This window comes from Rhizobium indigoferae (genome assembly GCF_034554815.1).
Taxonomy (GTDB): domain Bacteria; phylum Pseudomonadota; class Alphaproteobacteria; order Rhizobiales; family Rhizobiaceae; genus Rhizobium; species Rhizobium leguminosarum.
The window spans coordinates 701262-724090 of record NZ_CP140635.1; the positions used below are offsets into that span (position 1 = coordinate 701262).

The 22829-nt window shown below is 62.8% G+C and carries 20 protein-coding genes, 2 tRNA genes and 1 riboswitch; of the genes, 10 read left to right on the top strand and 12 right to left on the bottom strand.

Features of this window, described 5'->3' with window-relative positions:
* Positions 1-371: 371 nt before the first annotated feature.
* Entirely contained in the window at positions 372-3080 is a 2709-nt protein-coding gene (ppdK, locus tag U5G49_RS03485; RefSeq protein ID WP_193444377.1) for a pyruvate, phosphate dikinase, read from the top strand.
* 35 nt (positions 3081-3115) lie between these two features.
* Here the strand turns inward: ppdK and U5G49_RS03490 are convergent, their stop codons facing one another.
* Together U5G49_RS03490 and U5G49_RS03495 are read right to left on the bottom strand one after the other, a co-directional pair.
* Positions 3116-3394 (bottom strand): hypothetical protein, encoded by a 279-nt coding sequence (locus tag U5G49_RS03490; RefSeq protein ID WP_193444376.1) that lies wholly within the window; start codon positions 3392-3394, stop codon positions 3116-3118.
* Positions 3395-3681: 287 nt separating this feature from the next.
* Positions 3682-3879, bottom strand: a complete 198-nt coding sequence (locus U5G49_RS03495; protein ID WP_012756389.1) for a hypothetical protein — start codon at positions 3877-3879, stop codon at positions 3682-3684.
* 143 nt (positions 3880-4022) lie between these two features.
* Between U5G49_RS03495 and U5G49_RS03500 the strand changes: the two genes are divergently transcribed.
* Positions 4023-4268, top strand: coding sequence for a hypothetical protein (locus U5G49_RS03500; RefSeq protein ID WP_018449220.1), 246 nt, complete (start codon positions 4023-4025; stop codon positions 4266-4268).
* A gap of 15 nt (positions 4269-4283) precedes the next feature.
* Here U5G49_RS03500 and U5G49_RS03505 read toward each other — a convergent pair whose 3' ends face one another.
* Positions 4284-4676: a hypothetical protein gene (locus U5G49_RS03505; RefSeq protein WP_018240964.1), complete on the bottom strand. Its 393-nt coding sequence runs from the start codon at positions 4674-4676 to the stop codon at positions 4284-4286.
* Between the two features lie 339 nt (positions 4677-5015).
* On the opposite strand from U5G49_RS03505, the gene U5G49_RS03510 reads away from it, so the two are divergent.
* Together U5G49_RS03510 and U5G49_RS03515 are read left to right on the top strand one after the other, a co-directional pair.
* Entirely contained in the window at positions 5016-5927 is a 912-nt protein-coding gene (locus U5G49_RS03510) for a DUF1499 domain-containing protein (protein WP_193444396.1), read from the top strand.
* 744 nt (positions 5928-6671) lie between these two features.
* Positions 6672-7622, top strand: a complete 951-nt coding sequence (locus U5G49_RS03515; protein WP_049735019.1) for an IS110 family RNA-guided transposase — start codon at positions 6672-6674, stop codon at positions 7620-7622.
* A gap of 142 nt (positions 7623-7764) precedes the next feature.
* Here U5G49_RS03515 and U5G49_RS03520 read toward each other — a convergent pair whose 3' ends face one another.
* Genes U5G49_RS03520 through U5G49_RS03530 form a run of 3 tightly spaced genes read right to left on the bottom strand, consistent with a single transcriptional unit; the run spans position 7765 to position 10865 of the window.
* Positions 7765-9489, bottom strand: coding sequence for an SDR family oxidoreductase (locus U5G49_RS03520; RefSeq protein ID WP_193446678.1), 1725 nt, complete (start codon positions 9487-9489; stop codon positions 7765-7767).
* Positions 9486-9935: a thiol-disulfide oxidoreductase DCC family protein gene (locus tag U5G49_RS03525; protein WP_193446679.1), complete on the bottom strand. Its 450-nt coding sequence runs from the start codon at positions 9933-9935 to the stop codon at positions 9486-9488. The genes U5G49_RS03520 and U5G49_RS03525 overlap by 4 nt, the downstream gene beginning before the upstream one ends.
* Before the next feature lie 21 nt (positions 9936-9956).
* Positions 9957-10865 (bottom strand): MBL fold metallo-hydrolase, encoded by a 909-nt coding sequence (locus tag U5G49_RS03530; RefSeq protein WP_193446680.1) that lies wholly within the window; start codon positions 10863-10865, stop codon positions 9957-9959.
* Positions 10866-11027: 162 nt separating this feature from the next.
* Here U5G49_RS03530 and U5G49_RS03535 point away from each other — a divergent pair.
* A tRNA-Gln gene (locus U5G49_RS03535) sits at positions 11028-11101 on the top strand.
* Between the two features lie 38 nt (positions 11102-11139).
* Here U5G49_RS03535 and U5G49_RS03540 read toward each other — a convergent pair.
* The 5 genes from U5G49_RS03540 to U5G49_RS03560 all read right to left on the bottom strand — a co-directional run bounded on the left by U5G49_RS03540 (position 11140) and on the right by U5G49_RS03560 (position 15628).
* The gene (locus tag U5G49_RS03540; RefSeq protein ID WP_432417007.1) at positions 11140-12327 is read right to left on the bottom strand and encodes an integrase core domain-containing protein; all 1188 of its coding nucleotides are present in this window, start codon (positions 12325-12327) and stop codon (positions 11140-11142) included.
* Positions 12328-12462: 135 nt separating this feature from the next.
* Positions 12463-12831, bottom strand: a complete 369-nt coding sequence (locus tag U5G49_RS03545) for a protein NO VEIN domain-containing protein (RefSeq protein WP_193446240.1) — start codon at positions 12829-12831, stop codon at positions 12463-12465.
* A 209-nt stretch (positions 12832-13040) separates the two neighbouring features.
* A complete protein-coding gene (locus U5G49_RS03550) occupies positions 13041-13652 on the bottom strand; it encodes a hypothetical protein (protein WP_193446241.1) in 612 nt (203 codons plus the stop codon).
* Positions 13653-13789: 137 nt separating this feature from the next.
* The gene (locus tag U5G49_RS03555) at positions 13790-14569 is read right to left on the bottom strand and encodes an SDR family NAD(P)-dependent oxidoreductase (RefSeq protein ID WP_193446242.1); all 780 of its coding nucleotides are present in this window, start codon (positions 14567-14569) and stop codon (positions 13790-13792) included.
* 450 nt (positions 14570-15019) lie between these two features.
* The gene (locus tag U5G49_RS03560; protein ID WP_183605995.1) at positions 15020-15628 is read right to left on the bottom strand and encodes a TetR/AcrR family transcriptional regulator; all 609 of its coding nucleotides are present in this window, start codon (positions 15626-15628) and stop codon (positions 15020-15022) included.
* 111 nt (positions 15629-15739) lie between these two features.
* On the opposite strand from U5G49_RS03560, the gene U5G49_RS03565 reads away from it, so the two are divergent.
* From U5G49_RS03565 to U5G49_RS03575, 3 genes are all read left to right on the top strand, one after another.
* Positions 15740-16426 carry a PspA/IM30 family protein gene (locus tag U5G49_RS03565; protein ID WP_193446243.1) on the top strand — a complete coding sequence of 229 codons (687 nt, stop codon included), beginning with the start codon at positions 15740-15742 and terminating at the stop codon, positions 16424-16426.
* A gap of 49 nt (positions 16427-16475) precedes the next feature.
* Positions 16476-16757 carry a YiaA/YiaB family inner membrane protein gene (locus tag U5G49_RS03570; RefSeq protein WP_003546080.1) on the top strand — a complete coding sequence of 94 codons (282 nt, stop codon included), beginning with the start codon at positions 16476-16478 and terminating at the stop codon, positions 16755-16757.
* A 93-nt stretch (positions 16758-16850) separates the two neighbouring features.
* Entirely contained in the window at positions 16851-20246 is a 3396-nt protein-coding gene (locus U5G49_RS03575) for an acyl-[ACP]--phospholipid O-acyltransferase (protein WP_193446244.1), read from the top strand.
* Positions 20247-20381: 135 nt separating this feature from the next.
* Here U5G49_RS03575 and U5G49_RS03580 read toward each other — a convergent pair whose 3' ends face one another.
* The gene (locus U5G49_RS03580; RefSeq protein WP_018240983.1) at positions 20382-20789 is read right to left on the bottom strand and encodes a hypothetical protein; all 408 of its coding nucleotides are present in this window, start codon (positions 20787-20789) and stop codon (positions 20382-20384) included.
* Between the two features lie 261 nt (positions 20790-21050).
* Here U5G49_RS03580 and U5G49_RS03585 point away from each other — a divergent pair.
* Both U5G49_RS03585 and U5G49_RS03590 read left to right on the top strand, forming a co-directional pair.
* Positions 21051-21127, top strand: a tRNA-Pro gene (locus U5G49_RS03585).
* A gap of 291 nt (positions 21128-21418) precedes the next feature.
* Positions 21419-21496: riboswitch (ZMP/ZTP riboswitch) on the top strand.
* A gap of 21 nt (positions 21497-21517) precedes the next feature.
* A complete protein-coding gene (locus U5G49_RS03590) occupies positions 21518-22816 on the top strand; it encodes a bifunctional folylpolyglutamate synthase/dihydrofolate synthase (protein ID WP_193446245.1) in 1299 nt (432 codons plus the stop codon).
* Positions 22817-22829 lie beyond the last annotated feature (13 nt).

Below are 22829 nucleotides of genomic sequence, written 5' to 3' on the forward strand. Positions count from 1 at the left end.
TTGCGTGCGGTTTTCCGGGCGAGGGCAAGAACCGGAAACCGAGAGCAAATCTTGGGAAGTAGCGATCTATTTTCCCAGGAATTGCGTATGACGAGGTCAGAGCGGTTCTCTTTACAAAAAGGCGAGCCGTTCCTGGGTTGAGGGACCCCCCGTCCGGTTTTCCTGGCCGGACGGAAACAAGGCTTTGCGGGACGTTGTTGCAGTCCCGCAAAGCTTTTTTTATGCCTTGTTTGCTGTTTGGGCGCCTTTCAACCGTTTCGATGCCGGCCACGGCCAAGATTTATTGTGCAGCGCAACATTCTGCCGCATTTGTCGATTTTCATTTCAACACCAACGGATTAAGCTGATCTCGATTTGGTGTTGGGGGGAAGATGACCAAGTGGGTCTATAGGTTCGGCGACGGGCAGGCTGAGGGCCGGGCGCGCGATCACGAGATTCTGGGCGGCAAGGGCGCCAATCTGGCGGAAATGTGCGCGCTCGGATTGCCAGTGCCGCCGGGGCTGACGATCGTCAGCGACGCGTGCAACACCTATTACAAGAATGGCCGCCACATCGAGGATGCGGTGAAGGCTGAAGTGCGCGCCGGCATATCGGCGATCGAAGCGGTCACCGGCCGCCACTTTGGCTCGGTCAGCCAGCCGCTACTGCTGTCGGTGCGCTCCGGCGCCCGCGTCTCGATGCCTGGGATGATGGACACGGTGCTCAATCTCGGCCTCAACGACGAGACCGTGCAGGCGCTGGGTCATGATGCCGGCGATGCGCGTTTTGCCTGGGACAGCTACCGCCGCTTCATCCAGATGTATGCCGATGTCGTCATGGGCCTCGGCAACGACGCCTTCGAGGAGATCCTGGAAGACGAGAAGGCCAAGCTCGGCCATGAATTCGATACCGAACTCAGCGCCTCGGAATGGCAGCATATCGTCTCGCTCTACAAGAAGCTGATCGAGGAGGAGCTGGAGCGGGAATTCCCGCAGGATCCCGAAGTCCAGCTCTGGGGCGCGGTCGGCGCCGTGTTTTCCAGCTGGATGAGCGCGCGCGCCGTCACCTACCGCCAGCTCCACAATATTCCGGAAGGCTGGGGCACGGCGATCAACATCCAGGCGATGGTCTTCGGCAATCTCGGCAATTCGTCCGCCACCGGCGTTGCCTTCACCCGCAACCCCTCGACCGGCGAGAGGGCGCTTTACGGCGAATTCCTGGTCAATGCCCAGGGCGAGGATGTCGTGGCCGGCATCCGCACGCCGCAAAGCATCACCGAGGAGGGGCGGATTTCCTCGGGCTCCGAAAAACCCTCGATGGAAAAGCTGATGCCCGAGGCGTTTCGCGAGCTCTGCCGCATCTGCACCGAGCTCGAGATCCATTACCGCGACATGCAGGATATCGAATTCACCATCGAGCGCGGCAGGCTGTGGATGCTACAGACCCGTTCGGGCAAACGCTCGACGCGGGCGGCAATGAAGATCGCCGTCGACATGGTCGATGAGGGAGTGATCACCGAGGACGAGGCGGTGCTGCGCATCGAGCCCTCCAGTCTCGACCAGCTGCTGCATCCCACCATCGATCCGCGCGTCACCCGCCAGGTGATCGGCACCGGGCTTCCGGCTTCGCCGGGCGCTGCCACCGGCGCCATCGTCTTCACAGCGGAAGAGGCGGTCGAGGCGGAAGGTGAAGGCCGCAAGGTCATCCTGCTCAGGGTCGAGACCAGCCCTGAGGATATTCACGGCATGCATGCCGCCGAAGGCATTCTCACCACCCGCGGCGGCATGACCAGCCATGCGGCGGTCGTTGCCCGCGGCATGGGCATCCCCTGCGTCGTCGGCGCCGGCACCATGCGCATCGATCAACGCAACGAGCGGCTGCTCGGCATCGGCGTCACGCTGAAGAAGGGCGATATCATCACCATCGACGGCTCGGCCGGCCAGGTGCTGAAGGGCGAGGTGCCGATGATCCAGCCGGCGCTGTCGGGCGATTTCGGCCGCATCATGGGCTGGGCCGACCGCGCCCGGCGCATGACGGTGCGCACCAATGCCGATACGCCAGCCGATGCGCTGGCCGCCCGCTCCTTCGGCGCCGAAGGCATCGGCCTTTGCCGCACCGAGCACATGTTCTTCGAGGGCGAGCGCATCCATGTGATGCGCGAGATGATCCTTGCCGTCGATGAGACGGGCAGGCGGCTGGCGCTCGACAAGCTGCTGCCGATGCAGCGCCTCGATTTCACTGGCCTCTTCACCGTCATGCACGGCCTGCCGGTAACGATCCGCCTGCTCGATCCGCCGCTGCACGAATTCCTCCCGAAAACAGACGACGAGGTGGCCGAAGTCGCCTTCGCCATGGGCATGGAGCCCTCCGTGCTTCGCCAGCGCGTCGATGCGCTGCACGAGTTCAACCCGATGCTCGGCCATCGCGGCTGCCGGCTGGCGATCTCCTATCCTGAAATCGTCGAGATGCAGGCCCGCGCCATCTTCGAGGCGGCGATTGCCGCTGCCCAGGAGACCGGGGCTGCCGTCGTGCCGGAGATCATGGTGCCGCTCGTCGGCCTGCGCGCCGAACTCGATTACGTCAAGGCGCGGATCGATGCAGTCGCCGGCGATGTGATGAGCGAGGCCGGCATGAAGATCGATTATCTCGTCGGCACGATGATCGAGCTGCCGCGCGCGGCCCTTCGCGCCCATGTGATCGCCGAAGCCGCCGAATTCTTCTCCTTCGGCACCAACGACCTGACGCAGACCACCTTCGGCATCTCGCGCGACGACGCCTCGGCCTTCATCCCCACCTATCAGCGCAAGGGCATCATCGAGCACGATCCCTTCATCTCGCTCGATTTCGACGGTGTCGGCGAATTGATCAGCATCGCCGCCGAACGCGGCAGGCGCACCCGCAACGACATGAAGCTCGGCATCTGCGGCGAACATGGCGGCGACCCGGCCTCGATCCGCTTCTGCGAGACGATCGGTCTCGATTATGTCTCCTGCTCGCCGTTCCGCGTGCCGATCGCGAGGCTGGCGGCGGCGCAGGCGGTGATTTCAAATGGTCTGGACGAGGTCCGGCGCGGTCCGAAAGAGCTGCGGGCAGGCTTGTAAAATATCGATGGAGTTGGGCAGGGCGTCCGTGGCGCTCAGTGATGATACCGCCAGCGATCGCGGTAGATATAAGGCCCGTTCAGATCCCAGGCCATGCTCTGCATCATCTCGGCACTCTGCGCCCGCAATTCGGCCCGCCGGTCGAGATCGATGCGCTGCAGGCAGGTGGCAAAACCATCGGTGCCGCGGCGGAAGCCATAGCTGAGGCACCGCTGCTCATCCGCCGCCCGCCGCTCCTCCGGCGTCATCGTCTGGCAGGCGGAGAGCCCGGCGACGATGGTTGCCATGACGTTGATGAGAAGACGAATGCGCATTGGTTTATTCCTTGGAATGCATTTCCCCGAGCAAAGGCCATTCGGGCGAGGGCGTCAAGCCGCTCTTCCCAGGAGATCGCTGAGGCCAGCCCCTCATCCGGCTGCCGCCACCAACCGGGGTCGAGCCACGTGTCTCGCCCCGTCCTTCGGACCCCCGCTCGCGGGGCGAAGGGGACATGCCGCGACCTCTCCATTCCCCACTAACCTCTCGCAGGGCACGTCCCCTCTCCCCGTTTTTACGGGGAGAGGGTTAGGGTGAGGGCAGCCATACGGCACGACCAGGATCGTCACGCCGCCCCTGCCGGATCCCCGATCGGCAGCAGCGCCGGATTGAGCGGTGGATCCTGCGGGTTCTTCGTATCGGCCGGATCCTGTGCCGGCGTCAGCGGCGGTTTTTGCTGGATGGGGTCGGGAATGCCGGGTGTCGGCGTCGGGCCGCGCGGCGTATCGGCATTGGGTGTCGGGATCGGGTCTTTGTTGGGCATGAGTGCCTCCTTTTCGAAAAAGGAACGGCAGCCTCAGCACTTGGTTCCACTTTCGCCGGCCAAGCTTTCTATGCATGAGGGGCATTCCTCTGTATGAGGAAAGCATGGCCTCTCCAAAAGAGGCCGGAATCACTGGAACGAGCATGGCCCTTCGCGATCGATTTTCGAAAAAACTGAACTGTCCGCAATGCGGCAATGAGGGCTTTGCCGAAGCCTCTGAAGTCGATGATCCCAAACGCAAGCACCCGGATTTCAAGGTCGATCAGCTGCCGCGCGGCTTTGGCGTGCAGCGGCCCTCGAACAACCAGGAAAATTTCATGATCAAATGCGAATGCGGGCGCAAGTTTCCGTTCCGCAGTGTTGCGGAAGCCGCGGCCGAGCGCCGCTGACATCTTGAACTAGACCTAGATCCGCTCCAGCAGTTCGATGAAGGCATCGGCGAAACGCACCAGCGGCGCGGTCTCTTCATCGGGCGCCTGCATGCGGATCTCAGTGCCGTGATCGTCGAGCAGCGCCAGCACGACGCGCATCTCCTGGCCGTCATCCGGAATGCGCAGCACGGCAATGCGGCGGCAATTCTGGACGAGGCCGCCGGCCGGCAGGTCGAACAGCAGTTCGCCGCCGGAGCGTGCCGCTGCCTGGCGCACCGCCTCGCAGAAGCCGGCATCGCCGCCGGCATAACCTTCGAGCGAAAGTTCGAGCTCGAGCAGCTCCATCGGCAGCATCGGCTCGGACTGGTGGTCGATCCCGCCAAGCGCAGACGCCTGCGGCCTTGCTGCAATCTCGGGTGAAATCATCCCGTCTCTCCTCTACATCTGGAGATGAAACCGCGGCAGAATGGCTCTTTTTTGACATATCAGCAAGGGCTTATGAAGCAACCGCCGTTTCGCCATGGCCTTCGCCGTGGATTCCAACGCATTGCTTCAGACAATAGTTTCAATTTAGCCGAATCTTGCCCCAGATCCGGATGATTTTAGGCTGGGCCGGCCTAAAATCTGAATCCGGATCTAAATCAAAGAATAGAGCATGATGTCGTCCGAAAACCGCTTCACACTTTTCGGCATCATGCTCTAAACAGGGGTGAGGCGATTTGCGTGGTCGAACGCGCGGGCGCTGACGAGCAACCGGTAAGTTTGATGGCCATCCGCTTCGACCGCCCCGTTTCCAACGCCGCCCGCTTTTCGCGGCTGCTCGGGGCGTTTTCCCTGGTGCTGGCGCTGGCTGTCATGATCGCCCACCGCTTCGGCGGCCTCGCCACACCCTATCTGGTGCTGCTGCTGATTGCCGCCGCCGGCGGCGCGCTGCTCGCCGCCATGCTGGCAGCACTCGGGCTGCGCAGCCTCTGGATGACGGGGGCAGAAGGCGGGCTGGCGGCACTGGCGGCGCTGATCTATGCCGCCTTTCCGCTCGGGCTCGGCGCCTATGCCACCGAGCACTATCTGACACTGCCTGATATCTACGACGTCTCCACCGATCCGGTCTCCGCACCCGACTGGCTGTCGCCGCCCTATTCCGATCAGATCTGGCTGAAACGCAACGCTGACGTGACGCCGGAGGATCGCGAAAAGCAGCTCGCTGCCTATCCCGAACTGACCGGCCGGCGCTATGAGGGCGCGCTCGACCGCGTGCTCGAAGCGGTGCGCAAGGTCGCCAAGATGAGCGGCATTACCATCACCAAAAGCAGTGGCGACACCGAGCCGGGCCGCGATCCCGAGGACAGACCGGTCAAGCCGCCGCCGGCGAGCGACGATGCCGTGGCCGATGCGCCCGATATCGTCCCCGTGCCGACGCCGCGCCCCTATGACGATGATGTGGCCAAGCTGATCCGCGGCGCCACCGGCGTGACGCTGCAAGGCACCACCCGCACGCTGATCCTCGGCCTGCGCTTCGATATCCTCATTCGGCTCCGCGAAGAGGCCGAAACCACCTTCGTCGACATCCGCGTCGCCTCCCGCTACGGCCAACACGACCTCGGCTTCAGCGCCGAAATCGCCGGCGATTTTCTGAAGGCGCTGGATGCCGAACTGCTGGGAATTGCGGGTGGGTGAGCAACGGTGGCGCAAAGCGCCAGCAATCGATCCGGCGAATCGATTGCAGTTGCGAACGCCCTGAGCCCAAAGCGAAGGGCCGGGATACGGTGCGGCAAACGCAACGCCCTAGGGTGCCGCCAAAGGCGCCAGCAATCGATCCGGCGAATCGATTGCAGTTGCGAACGCCCTGAGCCCAAGCGAAGGGCCGGGATACGGTGCGGCAAAACTCGACGCCCTTACAGTGCCGCCAAAGGCGCCAACAATCGATCCAGTGAATCGATTGCAGTTGCGAACGCCCTGAGCCCAAAGCGAAGGGCCGGGATAGGGTGCGGCGGACTCGACGCCCTTACGGTGCCGCAGCCTCTCGATCCCCCTCCTCCCCTCGGGGAGAAGGTGCCCGTAGGGCGGATGAGGGGGCCGCCGAAACCGGTCTCTCCTTACAACGCCTATGTGCGGGCTTCGACCGCGTCGGTATCGTCTTGAGCATGTTCAGCGTGCTTGCCGTCGGCGTGGTGGGATAGGTGATTGCGAGAGAGGTATGCCGTGTGGCCCCCTCATCCGGCTGCCGCCACCTTCTTGGATGACAGGAATGTAGGATACTAACGCTTCCGGGCGGGTGGCCGCCCGCCCGGAAGCTGGTTGTCGGATCGTCACCTTCTTAGCCGTTTGGGGCTGTGGGGAGCAGGATCGCAACCGGCTCTTCATCTGGCCCGTGTGGTTGCAGGAACCTTGGGGTTCGTATCCAAGACAGGGACGACGAAGATGACAGATAATAGCATGATCTGTGCCGGAATCGATGTCGGCAAAAGCCATCTCGACATTGCCATCCATCCCGACGACGCAAGGCTGAGGGTGACGTACGACACCGCTGGTCTGAAGGCGCTTGACGCCTTCCTTCAAGAGCATGACGTCAGTCGCATCGGCTTCGAAGCCTCCGGTGGCTATGAATGGCGGCTGATGGTGCATCTGCGGGCCGGCAAGCGACCGGCGGCGCGTCTGCAGCCAGCGCAATTGCGGTTCTTCGCCAAGAGCCGGCTTCGGCGGGCAAAGAACGACCGGCTCGATGCCGCGCTGATTGCGCTCTTCACTGCAAGTCTCGAGCAGTTGCCGGCACTGCCGGACGCACGCTTCGACAGGTTGGCGGCCGAACTGACCTATGTGGAACAGATCGAGCAGCAGATCGCGCTGGTGAAGACCTTTGCCGAGACCGCCTTGTCGGAGGCCGTCAAACGCCGTCACGCGCGCGAGATCGCCCGGCTCGAAACCTGCCGCAAGGCCCGTCTGCTGCGGCTCGAAAAGACGGTTCGCGACGATTGTGACCTGGCCCGGCGGCTCGATCTGCTGATCTCCATCAAGGGGATCGGGCTGCGCAGCGCGCTGTGCCTGATCATTCGGCTGCCCGAACTCGGCCATGCCGGCCGTGCCGAGATCGCCGCCCTTGCCGGCGTCGCACCCTATGACGACGATAGTGGAAAACATCATGGCAGACGCCGCATCCAGGGTGGCCGCGAACGCCTGCGCAAGAGCTTGTTCATGTGCGCCTTCACGGCAACCCGGCACAATCCGGATCTCGCGTCGTTCTATGCGCGCTTGCGCAGCAACGGCAAGGAACACCTGTGCGCCGTCATAGCCGTCGCCCGCAAACTCATCATCCTCGCCAATGCCATCCTCATTCGAAACACCGAATGGACGCCACAATACCAGCAAAATTGAAACATGGTTGCTCCCCGAGGGGCGAAGAGATTTGCCGCGACCTCTCCGTTCCTCGCTCGCTCTCGCAGGGCTCGACCCCGGTAAGGTTAGGGGTGAGGGGCACCCATCCGCGCGAACCGACAGGCTCACCGCAGCCACCCCATCACTCCTCCACCACCAACCACCCCGTATACCGCACCACCAGCCCCGTCAGCCGCCCGCCGATCTCCACATGAAAGTGGAACCGCCCGTCGCGCTCCTCCTCATAAGTGTCGCCACCCGGCGCCAGAAACATCGGCAGCGGCACCCCGCAAAACCGCCAGCCGCGCACCACGAGCCGCAGCTTCTCCCCATCCGGCACCAGCGCCAACAGCACCCGGAACGGCCCGAACACCTCGGTGAGCAGATGTCGGTCGCGGCCCTTGCCTTCGACCTGGAAGCTGCGGAAGACCGTGCCGCCGAAATCCCGGGTCCAGATCTCCCTGTCGCCATCGGCTGCGAAGCGCACCGTGACCGGCACTTCCCAGCCCGCTTCGGGAAAGCCGATGACGCGGGCGACGACCCTGGCCAGAAGCCCGCCGCCGCGCTCGATCCGCGCCCGGCCGGAGGCGACGCGCGCCCCGCCGGCATGCAGGGCTGAAATGGCGGGCGGCAGCTGCTCCCAGGCGCTGCCGAGAATCCTGTGGTAGAGCGGCAGGGGCGCCGCCTCGGTTTCCATCCGGATGCCCGATGTGATCTGAAAACGCCGGAACGCCGCTTCGAAATCTTCGAGCCGTAATTCCCCCGCCGCCGGCCGTGCGCCGGGCTCTGGCCGCACGCCGGTCAGCAGCCGGCGCACCAGCGCGTCGACGCCGATGATGGGGATGAACGGCCCGTCATCACCTTCGGCAATCAGATGCCAGCCTGAAGTCAGCCGCTTTCCCGCGTGATCGAGACCGCCGACCCGGACGAACATGCCGCCGCGATGTTCGCCGATCGCGAAACGATGGCTGGCACCTTGCAGCAGCCGCGCAAACGGCATCAGCGACGGCAGGAGCCGAAGGTGGACAAGCCGTGCCGCGAGGCTGAGCAAGTGCTGCAGCGGCTGCGGCTCGGTGCCGACACCGGTGAAGCTGGATTGCAGGCCGGCAGCACGCGCCGGCAGCAACGCCAGGTCCGGCGCATCCACAAGCAGGAACTTCCGGCTGCGCAGCGGCGTCACCCCCGGCGGCGCCACCGTCACCCGCATCGCATCGATCAGCCCGCGCCCGGCGGCCAGCCGCCCCTCGCGCAGCACCGTGACCTTCCTGCCGGCATAGGTCGCGATCGCCCTCACGACATTGAGCCCGATCTGCACATGCGGCGACGGGGCAATGCCGGCCGCCACACTGTCGATACGGGAGAAATGCGGCGCCATCGCATCGAGTGCCGCGAAGGAGAGGGTGGGCAGGCTGCTCAGCCCCGAAAGCGCGAAGGTGCCCTTTTCCCTGGCCGCGGCATCGAGCCCACCGATGCCGGCGACGAAGCCGGTGCTGTCGGCGATATCGGCATAATCGATGTCGAGGCCGATGCAGGCCTGGACCACCTTATAGGCATCCTTCCTGAAGGTCTGGAACGGCCCCGAGGCATCGACGACGAGATCGGGCCTCAGCCGCGTCAGCTGTTCGGTGAGATCACCGTCGCGATCGAAGGCCACTGCCTGCACCATCGCGCCGAGATTGTTGCTTCCCAGGCCCTCGGCTCCATCTTTCGGCGTCCGGAGATCCGCAACGAAATCGTCAGCCTTTTCAAGCGAGCGCCCCGCAACCAGCAGCCTGAGCCTGGGTTGATCGCCAAGCAGCCGGGCAAGCCGCCCGCCGAAGGTGCCATAGCCGCCGATGATGAGCAGTGAAAACCGGTCGGCGCTCATGTGATGAAGCGGCGCCGCTGCTCCGGCGTCGGCACCATGCAGCTTTGCCGCCCGGCAATCTTCAGCCGGTTGCGGGCGATGAATTCATAGAGCGCATCGGCCACCCGCTGCGGCAGCAGCCGGAAGATCTTGACCAGCGAATAGGGAAAGCCGAGACCCGCCACCATGCGGATCGTGCCGTCGGACTTGAAGAAGCCGCGGCCCTCTTCGATCAGGATATTGGTCTCATAGTCGCGCGCATCGAGCCCGTAATGCCGGTAGAGCGCGGCTCCGAGCGGCGTCTGCGCCGCGAGGAAGCGGTATCGCTGCTGCTTGTCATGTTTCAGCACGAATTTCACCCAGCCGGAACAGAACACGCATTCGCCATCGAAGACGATCAGCGGCTGGTCATCGGCAAAATCGGGCACATCGGCATCGCTGCGATAGCTGTAAGCGGCACGCGTCATGGTAATCTCCCCATCTCCCGCTTACAACAGCCGGTAGGTGGCGGCAAGCGAAGGCGGCCCATCGGCCGCAATCTCGCCGCGCTCCAGGAGATCCTCGATATGGGCGAGCACCGAAAGGGCGGCCGCCCCATGCAGCTTCGGATCGGTATCGCGATAGATCACCTTCACCATCTCGGCAATCTGAGTGTCGCCCGCCTGGACGCGTGCCAGCACCGCCTGCTCGCGCCTGAGGCGATGCGCCTTCAGCGCCCTGAGGAAGCCGGCCGGCTCCATCACCGGCCCGCCATGGCCGGGCAGCAACTGCCGGTCCTCACGCGCAATCAGCCGCTCGAGCGAGGTCATGTAATCCGCCATCGAACCATCCGGCGGCGCGACGATCGAGGTCGACCAGGCCATGACGTGATCGCCTGTGAATAGGATGTCGCGACCCTCGAGCGCGAAGGCGGCATGATTGGCCGTGTGCCCCGGCGTCAGCACCGCTCTGAGCGACCAGCCATCGCCCGATAGGGTCTCGCCGTCGCTGAGTGCAATATCGGGCACGAAGGATAGATCCGAGCTTTCGGCAAAGGGATTGATCTCGCCCTCCCGCAGCGGCCGCGCCGGCCGATGCGGCCCCTGGCCCACCGTCACCGCCCCCGTTGCCGCCTGCAGCCGGCGGGCCAGCGGCGAGTGGTCGCGATGCGTGTGGCTGACGAAGATATGCGTCACCGCGCGGCCGGCAAGCGCTGCCATCAGCGTCTGGAAATGCGCCTCGTCCTCCGGGCCGGGATCGATGACCGCGACGGAGGAAGAGCCGACGATATAGCTGTTGGTGCCGAAAAAGGTGAAAGGGCCGGGATTGTTCACTGTAACCCGCTCAACCCCTGCAACAACCGGCACGGCCTGCCCATAGGCCGGCTCGAAAGCGAGGTCGAATGCGGGACTGTCCATGAAGGAATGATCTCGGGCCGATAACGTCACCAATTCCTAGCACGGCGGCCGCCGCTACGCAGCGCATAAATCTGCGCCGGGTTAAACTTAGTCATTGTGACAGGCGAAGAGCTTTGCTAATCAGGCGTCGATTTGAGCAAGCGGTTTCCGCTCAAGCTCTGGTGGGGCGTCGCCAAGCGGTAAGGCAACGGTTTTTGGTACCGTCATCCCTGGTTCGAATCCAGGCGCCCCAGCCAGTTATTCTAAGGTCCGTTCTGGACACATAGGTTACGGTTTATTCCTGAGACATAGGTAACACTTTTGGACCGAAAGGGTTCGGCAAAGGTTCAAGCCTGCATGTCTCATCATCGAAGTATCCCAGATCGTAATCCATAAAGCTTGTAAGCCAGATATGGTCTTCGACCTGCTTGATGCCGACGGCCTGACCGGCGAAGACCAGACTGAGATTGATCTTCTTCCGCTTGTAGCAGATGCGTCCGCATGTTGTGACGGTGACTGTCTGGTCGTGGAGCGGGTAGTCGAGATCGGGTAGGCCGCGGTAGGCGCGCGGTGAAGCGTCGTAGCATTCTGCCGGGCAGGCCATGTTGAGCGCCTGGTGGGGCCGCTCGGTGTTGAACTCCTCGACGAAGTCGTCGAAGCGGGCTTGCTGCTGCAGGAAATTGTCTCCGGCCGGCTTGGTTGTCTCAAGTTTCAGTGTCAGATGCATGCGCTCATGGCGGCCGTTCTGCTGCGGGTTGCCCGGCTTGATGCGCTCGATGTCGATACCGAGCCTGAGCCACCAGACGGCGAGCCGCGACAGATTGAACAGTCCGTTGGGGCTGGCGAAAGGCACTCCGTTGTCGGTTCTGATCGCCTTGGGCAGGCCGAACTCCTTGAAGACGCGTTCGAAAACGGTGAAGGCGTAGACCTCCTTGGTCGTGTGCAACGCTTCGCAGGCCAAAAGATAGCGGCTGGCGAAGTCGGTGATCGTCAATGGGTAGCAATAGCGCTTATCGGCAAGCATGAACTCGCCTTTGTAATCGGCGCACCACAGGTCGTTGGGCAGCCCTGGATTGGAGAGGGCTGTTCCTTCAGCCCTGTTGCGTCGCCGCCTACCGTGCTTGACCAGGCCGTTGCGGTCGAGGACGGCATGCACGGTTGAGATCGCCGGCGTGTGAACATCCGGATATAGCCGCGCCAGCCGCTCCCTGATCTTTGGTGCGCCCCAGTTGGGCTTGTCCTGTTTGGTCCGCACAATCAGCTTCTCGATTTGGAAAGGAAGCTGATTGGCGTGCCGGTAAGGCCGTCGCGATCGATCTGTCAGTCCTTCCAGACCGCTGTCGTTATAGCGGCTGATGATCTTGTGACCGGTCTTGCGGGAGATGCCGAATTCGCGGCACAGCGCCGCTATCTTCTCGCCATCCAGAACCCGCGCAACGAATTTGAGACGCTCGTCCATGCGGTTGCACTCCTGCCAAGGCACCTTCGCTCTCCTCGCAAAGGCAAAAAGTGTAACCCATGTCTCCGGTATGAACTGTCACCCCTCTCTCGGGAAGGACACATGTCAGTAGCTATAGGCGCGTGGCCGTTAGCTGCGCATCCGACGTCGCCCAGCCTCCTACACTGACGCGCTGCTAGCCAAGGTTTCCTCGCCGCTCTCCTTCAGAATGACGGCCGGCCCCAATGTAAGCCCTCCAATCGAGACCGAGCCGCGCGGCACCCACGGGAGAGAGTTCAGGGGATCCGCAAAAACAGTGATCTGAGTTTGAAACCCTTCTTCTAGTCCGCTCACGATTACCAGGAGATAGTGCCCCTTCTGCTCCTGTGCCCGGCGGAATTCCATCTCAGTCAACGATACCTGGGACGGCATTTCTCGGCCGACGGCCTTCATCTCCACAAACCGTTTCCACTCCAGAGCGCCATCTGCGCCGACACCGCGCGTTTGTTGGAAGTCGTCTAGTTTCAAAGCCCCCTCCTCGAACGCCATTTGGACATGCTCCCACCCCATCTTCTGAAGATCCAGGCTGTCATAGCTACGCTGAGCGCTTGCAGGCTGCGGCTTCTGGCCAGAGCCCACGCCCTTGTTCGACGCTCCCGGCAGGTCGCGGAACTTGCCGCCTACAGGGCTCGACTCTCATGCCGGCGATGACAATTTCACGCGCCGTCACAAGTTCTTGAAGAGTCGAAGCATAAGATCTATCGCGCCGAGAGCCGCAGTGCCGGCACTAAAAAGAAGACGGCCGCCCATACGGGGCGCGCCCACATCATCCGCTTGGCTTCTCTCGATAGCTGCTCCTGGCGAAGCGGCTCAAAATCGTCGACTGAGATCATGTTTCGGAAGAAAACGTTGATTTCCTCCAGGCCCTTCATCCGCATGAGCATGGCGAACAGTTCCCAGCAGATGAAGGTAGCGAGCGAGACCATGCCCATTAGGCCGATAAAGGACCGGTGCCACTTATCGATATCCGATCTCATCAACGTCCAGGTTGCAAAGTATCCTGCGTACCCCACCGCCATGACCGTGTTGAAGTATTTCGAGGCTTCTTCATACTGCCGCCGGAATAGATCTTCGGCCTCCTTCTTATACCCCGCGACCTTACCCTCGATGTCCCGAGCACGGGCGCGTGCCTCCTTTGCCTTCTCATCATAACCAATGTAGCGCCAGAGGCGGTCAATCTCCTCCGTGAGTTGAAGCATGTAGTTCGCAGTTTCCTTGTCCAGCGGCATCGAGAAAATCCGAGACGTGATTCGATTGTGCCAGGTACGAAAATACTCGCCGATCTTCATCTGCGGGTGCTCGGTCTGCACAAGTCTATCGCGTCATCAGTCTGTCACTACAGCTCGCCGTCTATCGCCGCTGCGCAGCCCGACGCCGGCCGCGCCATGCTCAAGTAAAGCCTGCTGGTAAACATCGAGGGGGAACGCGGCAACTCCCGATAAACGCTCTACCGCCGCTCTGCAAACAGGCGGACGCCCGTCAGTTCCCCAAGCCTTCCCACCAGCGCATCCTGAAACCCAGGATCCGTAACCTCCGCAGCTGCCTCCCGCCGCTGCCGATGATACCAATACCCACCGCCGACCTTCGCGGCTCCCGCATCGCTTGCCGCAAGCCATGTCTGGGTCAGATGCCCCATCTCCAGGTCATCGGGCGCGCCGGCGCCGCCCATCTTTGTCGGCACCCAGCCGGGATCCACCGCGTTGCTCAGAACATCCGGCCAATGGCGGGCGATGGCGGCGGCGAGGGTGGCGATGTAGAGCTTGCTTTCGGAATAGGCCTGGCTTGCGTTCCATGGCCGCTTCTTCCAGTCGATATCGTCAAGGGCGCTGCCGCCGCTGCGGTGCATGCCGCTGGTGAGATAGACCAGGCGATCGGGGCGGGTGATCCAGGCGGTGAGCAGATAGGGGGCAAGCACATTCACCGCCAGCGTCTTTGCATGGCCTTCCGGCGTTTCGCCCCGGCTCCGCTCGAGGTAGATGCCGGCATTGTGGATGACGGCGTCCATGCGGCCGATGGCGTTGACCTGCTCGGCAATCGATCGCGTTTCCGTGGCGCTGGCGAGATCGCCGATGACGATGCCGAGCGCCGCAGCCGAAATCTCTGAGATAGCGGAGGCACGCTCCCGGGAGCGGGCATGCAGCACGACCTCATGGCCCTCCTTCATCAGGGTGCGGGCGGCGGCGAGGCCGAGGCCATCGGTGGAACCGGTGATGAAAATACGGCTCATGGGGTTTCCTTTCGCGGTGGCGTGGAGGGCGTCAGTCAAGCAGCTTTCATTGGGTTGCTCAACGGAGGAGTTGGGAGATGGGTTCCCGTGCTCCCAGGTGAGGATTCATGGGAATTTACCGATCGGGATATTTCGGGATGTGGAGCAGGGTTGAGGCTTATGAATTTTCCCGCTCGGTAATATGGATGGTGGCGCTTCGCAGGTCTGTCCTCCCAGCGTGAGGATTTACGGCTGGCCCTCCGTGCGGATGCCTGCCCCTCACCCTAACCCTCTCCCCGTAAAAAAACGGGGAGAGGGGACGTGCCAAACGGAGGGTAGAGATGGAGGAAGCCGGCGCGGCATCTCCCTTCGCCCCGTTTACGGGGGTCCGAAGGACGGGTCGAGACGTGTGGCTCGACCCTGGCAGTGGCGGCAGCCGGATGAGGGGCTGGTCTCGCGCCCAACGCCTCATCACCCCCGCCGCCGCTCCGCCCCCGCCGCAATCGTCTGCACCAGCTCATCCACCTCCCGTGCCAGCCGCTCCAGCGGCAGGCCGACGAAGCGGCCTTCGAGGCTGATGCTGACGACGCCATGCACGGCGCCGAACAAGGTGCGGGCGCGGATGGCGCGGTCTTCGGGGGGCATGTCGGGCTGCAGTTCGGCCAGCGGTTCGGCGATCACATCCATCAGGAAGAGGTGCTCGTTAAGATGCCATTGCGGCGTCGGGCTGCTTTCCGGCGGGGAGTGTTCGAACAGCGCCTTCCAGAGGTTCCGGTGTTCGACGGCGAAGCTCAGATATCCTTGCGCCAGGTTGCGCAGCCGGTCGGTCGGCGGCCGGTCCTTGGTTTTATCAAGGGTGAGCCTCGCCTCCAGCGCCTTCAGCGTCGCGGAGTTGACGTGGATGACGAGCTCGGCGAGGTCTGAAAAGACCGTGTAGAGGCCGCCGAGCGCGCAGCCGGCATCCTGGGTGATGTCGCGGGCTCTGAGATTTGTGAGCCCGTCCTTGGCGATCCGCTCGCGCGCCGCCTCGATCAGCCGGGCCTTCAGGTCTTCGCGTTTTTCTTCTCGCCTACCGGCCATTAACCATTCCACTTCGATTTTTTGAACGTCGTTCAAAATTTATCTTGAACGACGTTCATGATTCTGGCATAACACCTCTCGTGAACAACGTTCATAAACCGGAGGAAGGAAATGTTCAAACTGATTTCCATTTTGTTGCGGGGCAGGGCGCATGATGCCGAACAGGCTTTCGCCGACTGCCACGCCGTGCCGCTGCTTTCCCAGCAGATCCGCGATGCCGCCCAGTCGATCCAGTCGGCCCGCCGCAGTGTGGCCGTCGCCATCGCCCAGAACGAGCAGGAGAAGGGGCAGCACGCAACAATCGTTGCCCGCATCGCCGATCTCGAGATCCGCGCTTCCGCGGCCCTCACTAAGGGCAATGAGGGCCTGGCCCGCGAGGCGGCCGAGGCGATCGCCTATCTCGAAGCTGAGCGCGATGCATCGGAGAAGGCGCAAGGTCAGTTCACCAGCTCCATCGACAAGCTGAAGGCGATCGTCCGCGCCTCCGAGGCCCGGCTGCAGGAGCTGCAGCGCGGCGAGCGGCTGGCCCGCGCCACGCAGGAGGCGCAGAAGCTCGATGTCGTCGTCGCCGGTCCGGGGCTTGCCACGCTCGACGATGCCGAGGAGACCCTGGCCCGGCTTCGCCTGCGCCAGAGCCAGAATGAGCTGACGGCCGCAGCCCTGAAGGACATGGAAGGCGCCATCCGCCCGGCCGGCATCATCGAAAAGCTTGCCAATGCCGGCTGCGGGGCGCCGCTGCGCTCATCCGCCGATGATGTGCTGGCGCGGCTTAAGAGCCGCATCACGCCTGCTGCCTGAAATTGCATCCATCCAACCATCCATCCATCGAACTATAGGGACCACTGATATGAACGACAGTTTCCAGAAACATTCCGCCAGCTGGGTCAGCTTCTCCTACATCTCCTTCGGCTCGGCCGCCTTCATGCTGGCGCTCGGCCTTTACATGATGCCGCTCGATCTCTGGGGCAAAGGCTATCTCGCCATGGGCATCCTGATGCTGGTGCAGACCACGGTGAATATCACCAAGACGCTGCGCGACAATGCCGAATCCGAGAAGCTGATCCGCAAGGTCGAGGATGCCCGCACCGAGAAACTGCTGGTCAAGTTCAATCGTAACGATGAAGATTAATCTTCGTTAACCGCACTGCAGAGTTGTTATCGCACTCAACTATTGCGTAACAACTCTGTGGCCTTCTCTGCCTGCCGAAAGGGGAACGAGCCCGTGCAACACAATCTGATGACATCAAGGAAATTCGCGCCGCTGTTCTGGACCCAGTTCCTCACGGCCTTCAACGACAATTTTCTGAAGAACACCCTGGTGTTCCTCATTCTCTTCAAGATGTCGGCGAGCGAGGGGGCTGCGCTGGTGACGCTTGCCGGCGTCATCCTCATCGTCCCCTTCCTGCTGCTCTCGGCGCTCGGCGGCGAACTTGCCGACAAGCATGACAAGGCCAAGATTGCCGAGCTGCTGAAACGCTGCGAGATCGCCATCGCCGGGCTTGCGGTCCTCGGTCTGGCATTTTCGTCCATCTTCGTGCTGATGGCAGCACTGTTCGGCTTCGGCGTCGTCTCGGCGCTGTTCGGGCCGATCAAATACGGCATCCTGCCCGATCATCTCGAACGCCGCGACCTTCCGAAGGCCAATGCCTGGATCGAAGGTGGCACCTTCATCGCCATCCTCGCCGGCACGATCATCGCCGCCTTCGCCTTCTCCGGCGGCGACAATGTGCTGATCTTCGGCACGATGATGATGGGGCTTTCGGTGCTCTGCTGGCTGGCCAGCCGGATGATCCCGCCCACCGGCTCCAAGGCGCCGGATCTCGAAATCGACCGCAATGTCATCCGCTCCAGCTACACCCTGGTCATAGAAATCCGCGCCGACAAGCGCCTGTGGCGTTCGGCGCTGATGAACTGCTGGTTCTGGCTGGTCGGCGCCTTCGTGCTGTCGATCCTGCCGACCATGGTCACCGAGCTGCTCGGCGGCTCCGAGCTCGTCGTGCCGGCCTATCTCACCGTCTTTGCCATTGCCGTCGCCGTCGGTTCGGCGATTGCCGCATGGATGTCCTCTGGCCGCATCGTGCTGCTGCCGGCCCCCGTCGGCACGGCGCTGCTCGGCCTCTTCAGCCTCGATCTCGCCTGGAACCTCTGGGGCCTGGCTTCGGTGAGCCATGCGACGACGATCGCCGGCTTCTTCGCCGGTGAAAATACCATCCGCGTCGCCATCGATCTCGCCGGCATGGCCATATCAGGCGCCTTCATCGCCGTGCCGACCTTCGCCGCGCTGCAGACCTGGGCGCATGAGGACCGCCGCGCCCGTGTCATCGGCGCCGCCAACGTGCTGTCGGCGCTGTTCATCACCGTCGGCCTCGGCCTCGTTGCCGCCGTCCAGGCGCTCGGCGCCTCCATTCCGCAGATCCTGATCGGCCTCGGCATCATCAATTTTGCTGTCGCCTGGCTGATGCTGAAGACGCTGCCGACCAATCCCTTCCGCGATTTCATCTCGATCCTGTTCCGCGCCTTCATGCGGCTGGAGGTCGAGGGGCTGGAGAATATCAAGAAGGCCGGCCGCGCGCCGATCATCGCGCTCAACCATGTCAGCCTGCTCGACGGTGCCCTGGCGCTTGCCATCACCGAGGAAGAGCCCACCTTTGCCGTCGATTACAAGATCGCCCAGGCCTGGTGGGTGCGGCCCTTCCTGAAGATGTGCAAATTCCTGCCGCTCGACCCGACAAAGCCGATGGCGACGCGCTCGCTGATCAAGGTGGTGCAGGACGGCAACCCGATCGGCATCTTCCCCGAGGGCCGCCTGACGGTGACCGGCACGCTGATGAAGGTCTATGACGGCGCCGCCATGGTCGCCGACAAGACCGGCTCGATGGTCGTGCCGGTGAGGATCGACGGGCTGGAGAAGAGCTATCTCTCCTATCTCGACAACGGCAAGATCCGCCGCCGGCTGTTCCCCAAGGTCAAGGTCACCATTCTCGAGCCGGTGAAGCTGGAAGTGCCGCCGGAGCTGAAAGGCCGCAAGCGCCGCACGGCGGCGGGCGCTGCCCTCTATCAGGTGATGTCGAACCTGCTGTTCCAGACCGCCGATACCTCGTCGACCGTGCTTAATCGCGTCATCCAGGCCGGCCATGAATTCGGCATGGGCAAGCTCGCCGTCGAAGATCCGGTCACCGGCCGGCTGACCTATGGCAAGCTGCTGACCGGGGCTGCCGTGCTCGGCGCAAAATTCCGCGCCCGCTTCCCGGAAACCAACCTCGGCGTCATGCTGCCGAATGCCAATGGCGCCGCCGCCACGCTTCTCGGCGTGATGAGCGCGGGCAAGGTGCCGGCGATGCTGAACTTCACCGCCGGTGCCGCCAATATCCTCTCCGCCTGCAAGGCCGCCGAAGTCAAGCATGTGCTGACCTCGCGCGCCTTCGTCACCCAGGCCAAGCTCGGTGCCGTGATTGCCGAGATGGAAAAGCAGGTGAAGATCGTCTGGCTCGATGATCTCCGCGCCGAAATCGGCCTCAAGGACAAGATCCTCGGGTATCTCCGCAAGGCGCGGCCGCTCGTCAAGCGCCGGCCGGATGGTCCGGCGGTGATCCTCTTCACCTCGGGCTCCGAGGGCACGCCGAAGGGCGTGGTGCTCACCCACCGCAACATCCTGTCGAACGCCGCCCAGGCCGCCGCCCGCATCGATTTCCACAGCGGCGACAAGGTGTTCAACATCCTGCCGGTGTTCCATTCCTTCGGGCTGACGGCCGGCACCGTGCTGCCGCTGATCTCGGGCGTGCCGGTCTATTTCTATCCGTCGCCGCTGCATTACCGCATCGTGCCGGAGCTGATCTATGTCTCCAACGCCACGATCATCTTCGGCACCGATACCTTCCTCAACGGCTATTCGAGGACGGCCCATCCTTACGACTTCCGCTCGATCCGCTATATCTTCTCCGGCGCCGAGCCGGTGAAGGCCTCGACCCGCCAGACCTATATGGAAAAATTCGGCCTGCGCATCCTGGAAGGTTACGGCGTCACCGAGACGGCGCCTGTCATTTCCATCAACACGCCGATGTACAACAAGTCGGGTACGGTCGGCAAAATCCTGCCCGGCATGGAATGGAAGCTCGAACCGGTGCCCGGCATCGAGGAGGGCGGCCGGCTGCATGTGCGCGGCGCCAATGTCATGGCCGGTTACCTGCGCGCCGAAAAGCCCGGCGTGCTCGAGCCGTTGGTCGACGGCTGGCACGACACCGGCGACATAGTCACCATCGATGAGGATGGCTTCGTCAAGATCCGCGGCCGCGCCAAGCGCTTCGCCAAGATCGGCGGCGAAATGATCTCGCTCGCCGCCGTCGAGACGCTGGCCGCCGAACTGTGGCCGGGCGCCCTCTCGGTCGTCTCCTCGCTGCCCGACGCCAAGAAGGGCGAGCGCCTGGTGCTCCTGACCGACGCCCCCACCGCCACCCGCGCCGAATTCCTCGCCTTCGCCAAATCCAAGGGCGCCATGGACATGATGGTCCCGGCCGAGGTCAATATCGGCAAGGTACCGGTGCTGGGTTCCGGCAAGGTGGATTTCGTCGCGGCGCGGAAGTTGGCGGAAACGGCGGCGCAGGGGGTGGAGGCGGCGTGAGCGGCGAGTTTTTCAGCCGCTAGCCTGACTGAAAGTGCTTCGATCCCTGCCGGTCGAACGGCAGCAAGACGATGACCTGCAAAAACAAAACAGGCGGCACCCGGCCGCCTGTTCTGCATTTCAAACAACCGTCCGTTACTTCTGTTCGGGCGCCAAAAACTCTGCGCAATAGGACGGGCCATCGACGCCGGGGATGTCGGCGACGGTGCGGATGTCGCGGATGGTGTAATCGGAGCTGGTGGTGATTTCGGCCTGGCAGCGCAGATAGGCGGTGCGGGCGGAGGAAATCTGCTTGCCGCGCTTGCCGTCGGCGCCTTCGGCATATTTCGCCGGGATGCGCACGGTCTTGTAGCCGCCGCGCCAGGTATAGATGGTGGTCGAGCCTTGCTCGCTATCGCTGATCGGCGGGCCGTAGGCGGCAAAGAAGATGCCGGCCGATTTGCCGACCCAGCGGGCCTCGATCGGATTGCCGGCGGAAGGAATGGTCGTGCATCCGGCAAGCGCAATGGCAAGCCCGGCCGCGGTCATGGTGCGGAAATTCATCGTGTCGTCCCTGATCTCAAGCGCAGTGGCTGCGAAGCCGCCGTCGCAGCGGTTTCGCCTGTCCCGTCTGCCCTTTAGCGCGGAACCTGGCAAAAGAAAATTGCCCCTTTGACACTTCCGTTCGATTTGCGAGAGGTGTGGCTTTTTGCTGCAGCCGCGTGACCTCGAACCTGTCACGTCACCGTCAAAAATTCCCCCGGCTTTTTGGAATTTGGTGCTTGTGCAACCAGATAGGCTGTTCTATAGAAGCGCCGCTGGTCACGGAGTGTAGCGCAGTCTGGTAGCGCACCACGTTCGGGACGTGGGGGTCGAGTGTTCGAATCACTCCACTCCGACCAGCTAGAAACCCCGCTCCGGCGGGGTTTTTCGTTTCTGCTGATCTCAGCCCAAAGTCCCTCGGATTTCACTGTAGCGAGTTGAACCGACCGAAAGCCCATCCTTCCCCCGGTTATAATTTTTCTGCAGGAAAGGTATAACTGAGGCGCGGCTGGCAGGGGCTCGGTGCATCGGCGCCGCATGGATCAAGTTCGAGCCGATCCCAGGTCTTGAGCTGCGTCTCCATCCAGGTGCCCGCAATTGTGCTTCACACCAGCGTCGCTCTGGATTTCGGAATCATCTATGCTAGCATCGAAGGCCTGCGTGACTGGCGATGAAGGTGGATACCACCGGGGAGCGCAGGAGTTTGGTCGCTCGCCTGGGCATCTGGATCATGTTTGAGAAGGTGCCCCATGTCGTCCCACATCGAAAGTGAACGGCTTTCGAATTCTCTAGCCGAACTTGATCAACTCACGAATTGGGAGCGCCGGCCGCGCGGCGATATGCGGGTCGATTTGGAGCCGATGCGCGATCTCGCTCGTCGGCTTGGCGATCCCCAGAACAGCTTCCGTATCGTCCATGTGGCCGGCACCAAGGGCAAAGGCTCGACTTGCGCCCTGATCGAAGCGGGTCTTGCGCGGGCGGGGTTCTCCGTCGGGCGATATGCCTCGCCGCATGTCATGCACATCACCGAACGGGTCAGCATTCACGGCCGTCCGGTCGGCGAGGAGCGCCTGGCGGATGCGCTCGGGGCGGCGCTCTCGGCGTTCAAAGACGCGAGGCGGGAGGCGACGGACGGGCAGGGAGCGACCTGGTTCGATATTCTGACGGTTTCAGCCTTGCTGATCTTCAGGTCGGAAAGGGTGGAGTGGGCCGTTCTCGAAACCGGACTTGGGGGGCGGTGGGACTCGACCAATATCGTTCAAAGCGATGTCGCGGTTATCACCAATATCGATCTTGAGCACACCGAAATCCTCGGCAAAACCCGCGCAGCCATTGCCTTCGAGAAGGCAGGAATCATAAAGCGCGGCGCAACGGTCGTCACACTCCTGCCGGAGGCGGACGAGGCAGGCGCCGTCGTATCCGCCCGGGCAGCAGAACTCGGCTGTGCCGTGCGACGCCCCACGGTGCCGGCCGACGCAACCATCGAGCAGCGGAATGTTGCCGTGGCGGGCGTGGTTCTGGATGTGCTCGGGAAAATGGGCGTCATGACAAAGGGCGCAAGCGCGATGTCGGAGCCGCTTGGAGAACAGCTCCTCGATCCCTCAACGATCGAATCTGCCCGCCTGCCGGGACGGCTCGAAAAAATCGCTGTCATCACCAGCCACGGCGACAATGCCAAGGTCAATGTGGTGCTGGACGGCGCACATGTTCCCTTTAACCTTGCTGCGGTTCTGAGTGACCTCTCACAAGAAGAAAAATACCGCGCGCCTTGCATTGCCGTCATGTCAATCGCGGACGACAAGGACGCGGCAGGCTTGCTGTCGACGATGACGCGCCACGATATATCGATCATCTTCACCACCGTCGGCGCCAGATCGCGTTCGCCAGAACAGCTGAAGACCATTGCAGACACCCTCGGGCTGCTCAGCATCGTCATGATAGACCCGCTCGAGGCCTATCAAGAAGCGCTGGCAGGCGCCACGGAATCAGGCGCTTGGGTTCTCGTTACCGGATCGCTCTATCTCGTCGGCATCATCCGTGCGGCGTGAGCTTGACCGGGTG

Bases quoted from the DNA above. Each gene is read 5' to 3' on its own strand.
- U5G49_RS03570 (WP_003546080.1), top strand. From the start codon at position 16,476: ATGAACGACAGTTTCCAGAAACATTCCGCCAGCTGGGTCAGCTTCTCC.
- U5G49_RS03515 (WP_049735019.1), top strand. From the start codon at position 6,672: ATGACAGATAATAGCATGATCTGTGCCGGAATCGATGTCGGCAAAAGC.
- U5G49_RS03510 (WP_193444396.1), top strand. From the start codon at position 5,016: ATGGCCATCCGCTTCGACCGCCCCGTTTCCAACGCCGCCCGCTTTTCG.
- U5G49_RS03545 (WP_193446240.1), bottom strand. From the start codon at position 12,831: ATGGCGTTCGAGGAGGGGGCTTTGAAACTAGACGACTTCCAACAAACG.
- U5G49_RS03530 (WP_193446680.1), bottom strand. From the start codon at position 10,865: ATGGACAGTCCCGCATTCGACCTCGCTTTCGAGCCGGCCTATGGGCAG.
- U5G49_RS03590 (WP_193446245.1), top strand. From the start codon at position 21,518: ATGTCGTCCCACATCGAAAGTGAACGGCTTTCGAATTCTCTAGCCGAA.
- U5G49_RS03555 (WP_193446242.1), bottom strand. From the start codon at position 14,569: ATGAGCCGTATTTTCATCACCGGTTCCACCGATGGCCTCGGCCTCGCC.
- U5G49_RS03580 (WP_018240983.1), bottom strand. From the start codon at position 20,789: ATGAATTTCCGCACCATGACCGCGGCCGGGCTTGCCATTGCGCTTGCC.
- U5G49_RS03500 (WP_018449220.1), top strand. From the start codon at position 4,023: ATGGCCCTTCGCGATCGATTTTCGAAAAAACTGAACTGTCCGCAATGC.
- ppdK (WP_193444377.1), top strand. From the start codon at position 372: ATGACCAAGTGGGTCTATAGGTTCGGCGACGGGCAGGCTGAGGGCCGG.
- U5G49_RS03495 (WP_012756389.1), bottom strand. From the start codon at position 3,879: ATGCCCAACAAAGACCCGATCCCGACACCCAATGCCGATACGCCGCGC.
- U5G49_RS03490 (WP_193444376.1), bottom strand. From the start codon at position 3,394: ATGCGCATTCGTCTTCTCATCAACGTCATGGCAACCATCGTCGCCGGG.
- U5G49_RS03505 (WP_018240964.1), bottom strand. From the start codon at position 4,676: ATGATTTCACCCGAGATTGCAGCAAGGCCGCAGGCGTCTGCGCTTGGC.
- U5G49_RS03560 (WP_183605995.1), bottom strand. From the start codon at position 15,628: ATGGCCGGTAGGCGAGAAGAAAAACGCGAAGACCTGAAGGCCCGGCTG.
- U5G49_RS03525 (WP_193446679.1), bottom strand. From the start codon at position 9,935: ATGACGCGTGCCGCTTACAGCTATCGCAGCGATGCCGATGTGCCCGAT.
- U5G49_RS03520 (WP_193446678.1), bottom strand. From the start codon at position 9,489: ATGAGCGCCGACCGGTTTTCACTGCTCATCATCGGCGGCTATGGCACC.
- U5G49_RS03565 (WP_193446243.1), top strand. From the start codon at position 15,740: ATGTTCAAACTGATTTCCATTTTGTTGCGGGGCAGGGCGCATGATGCC.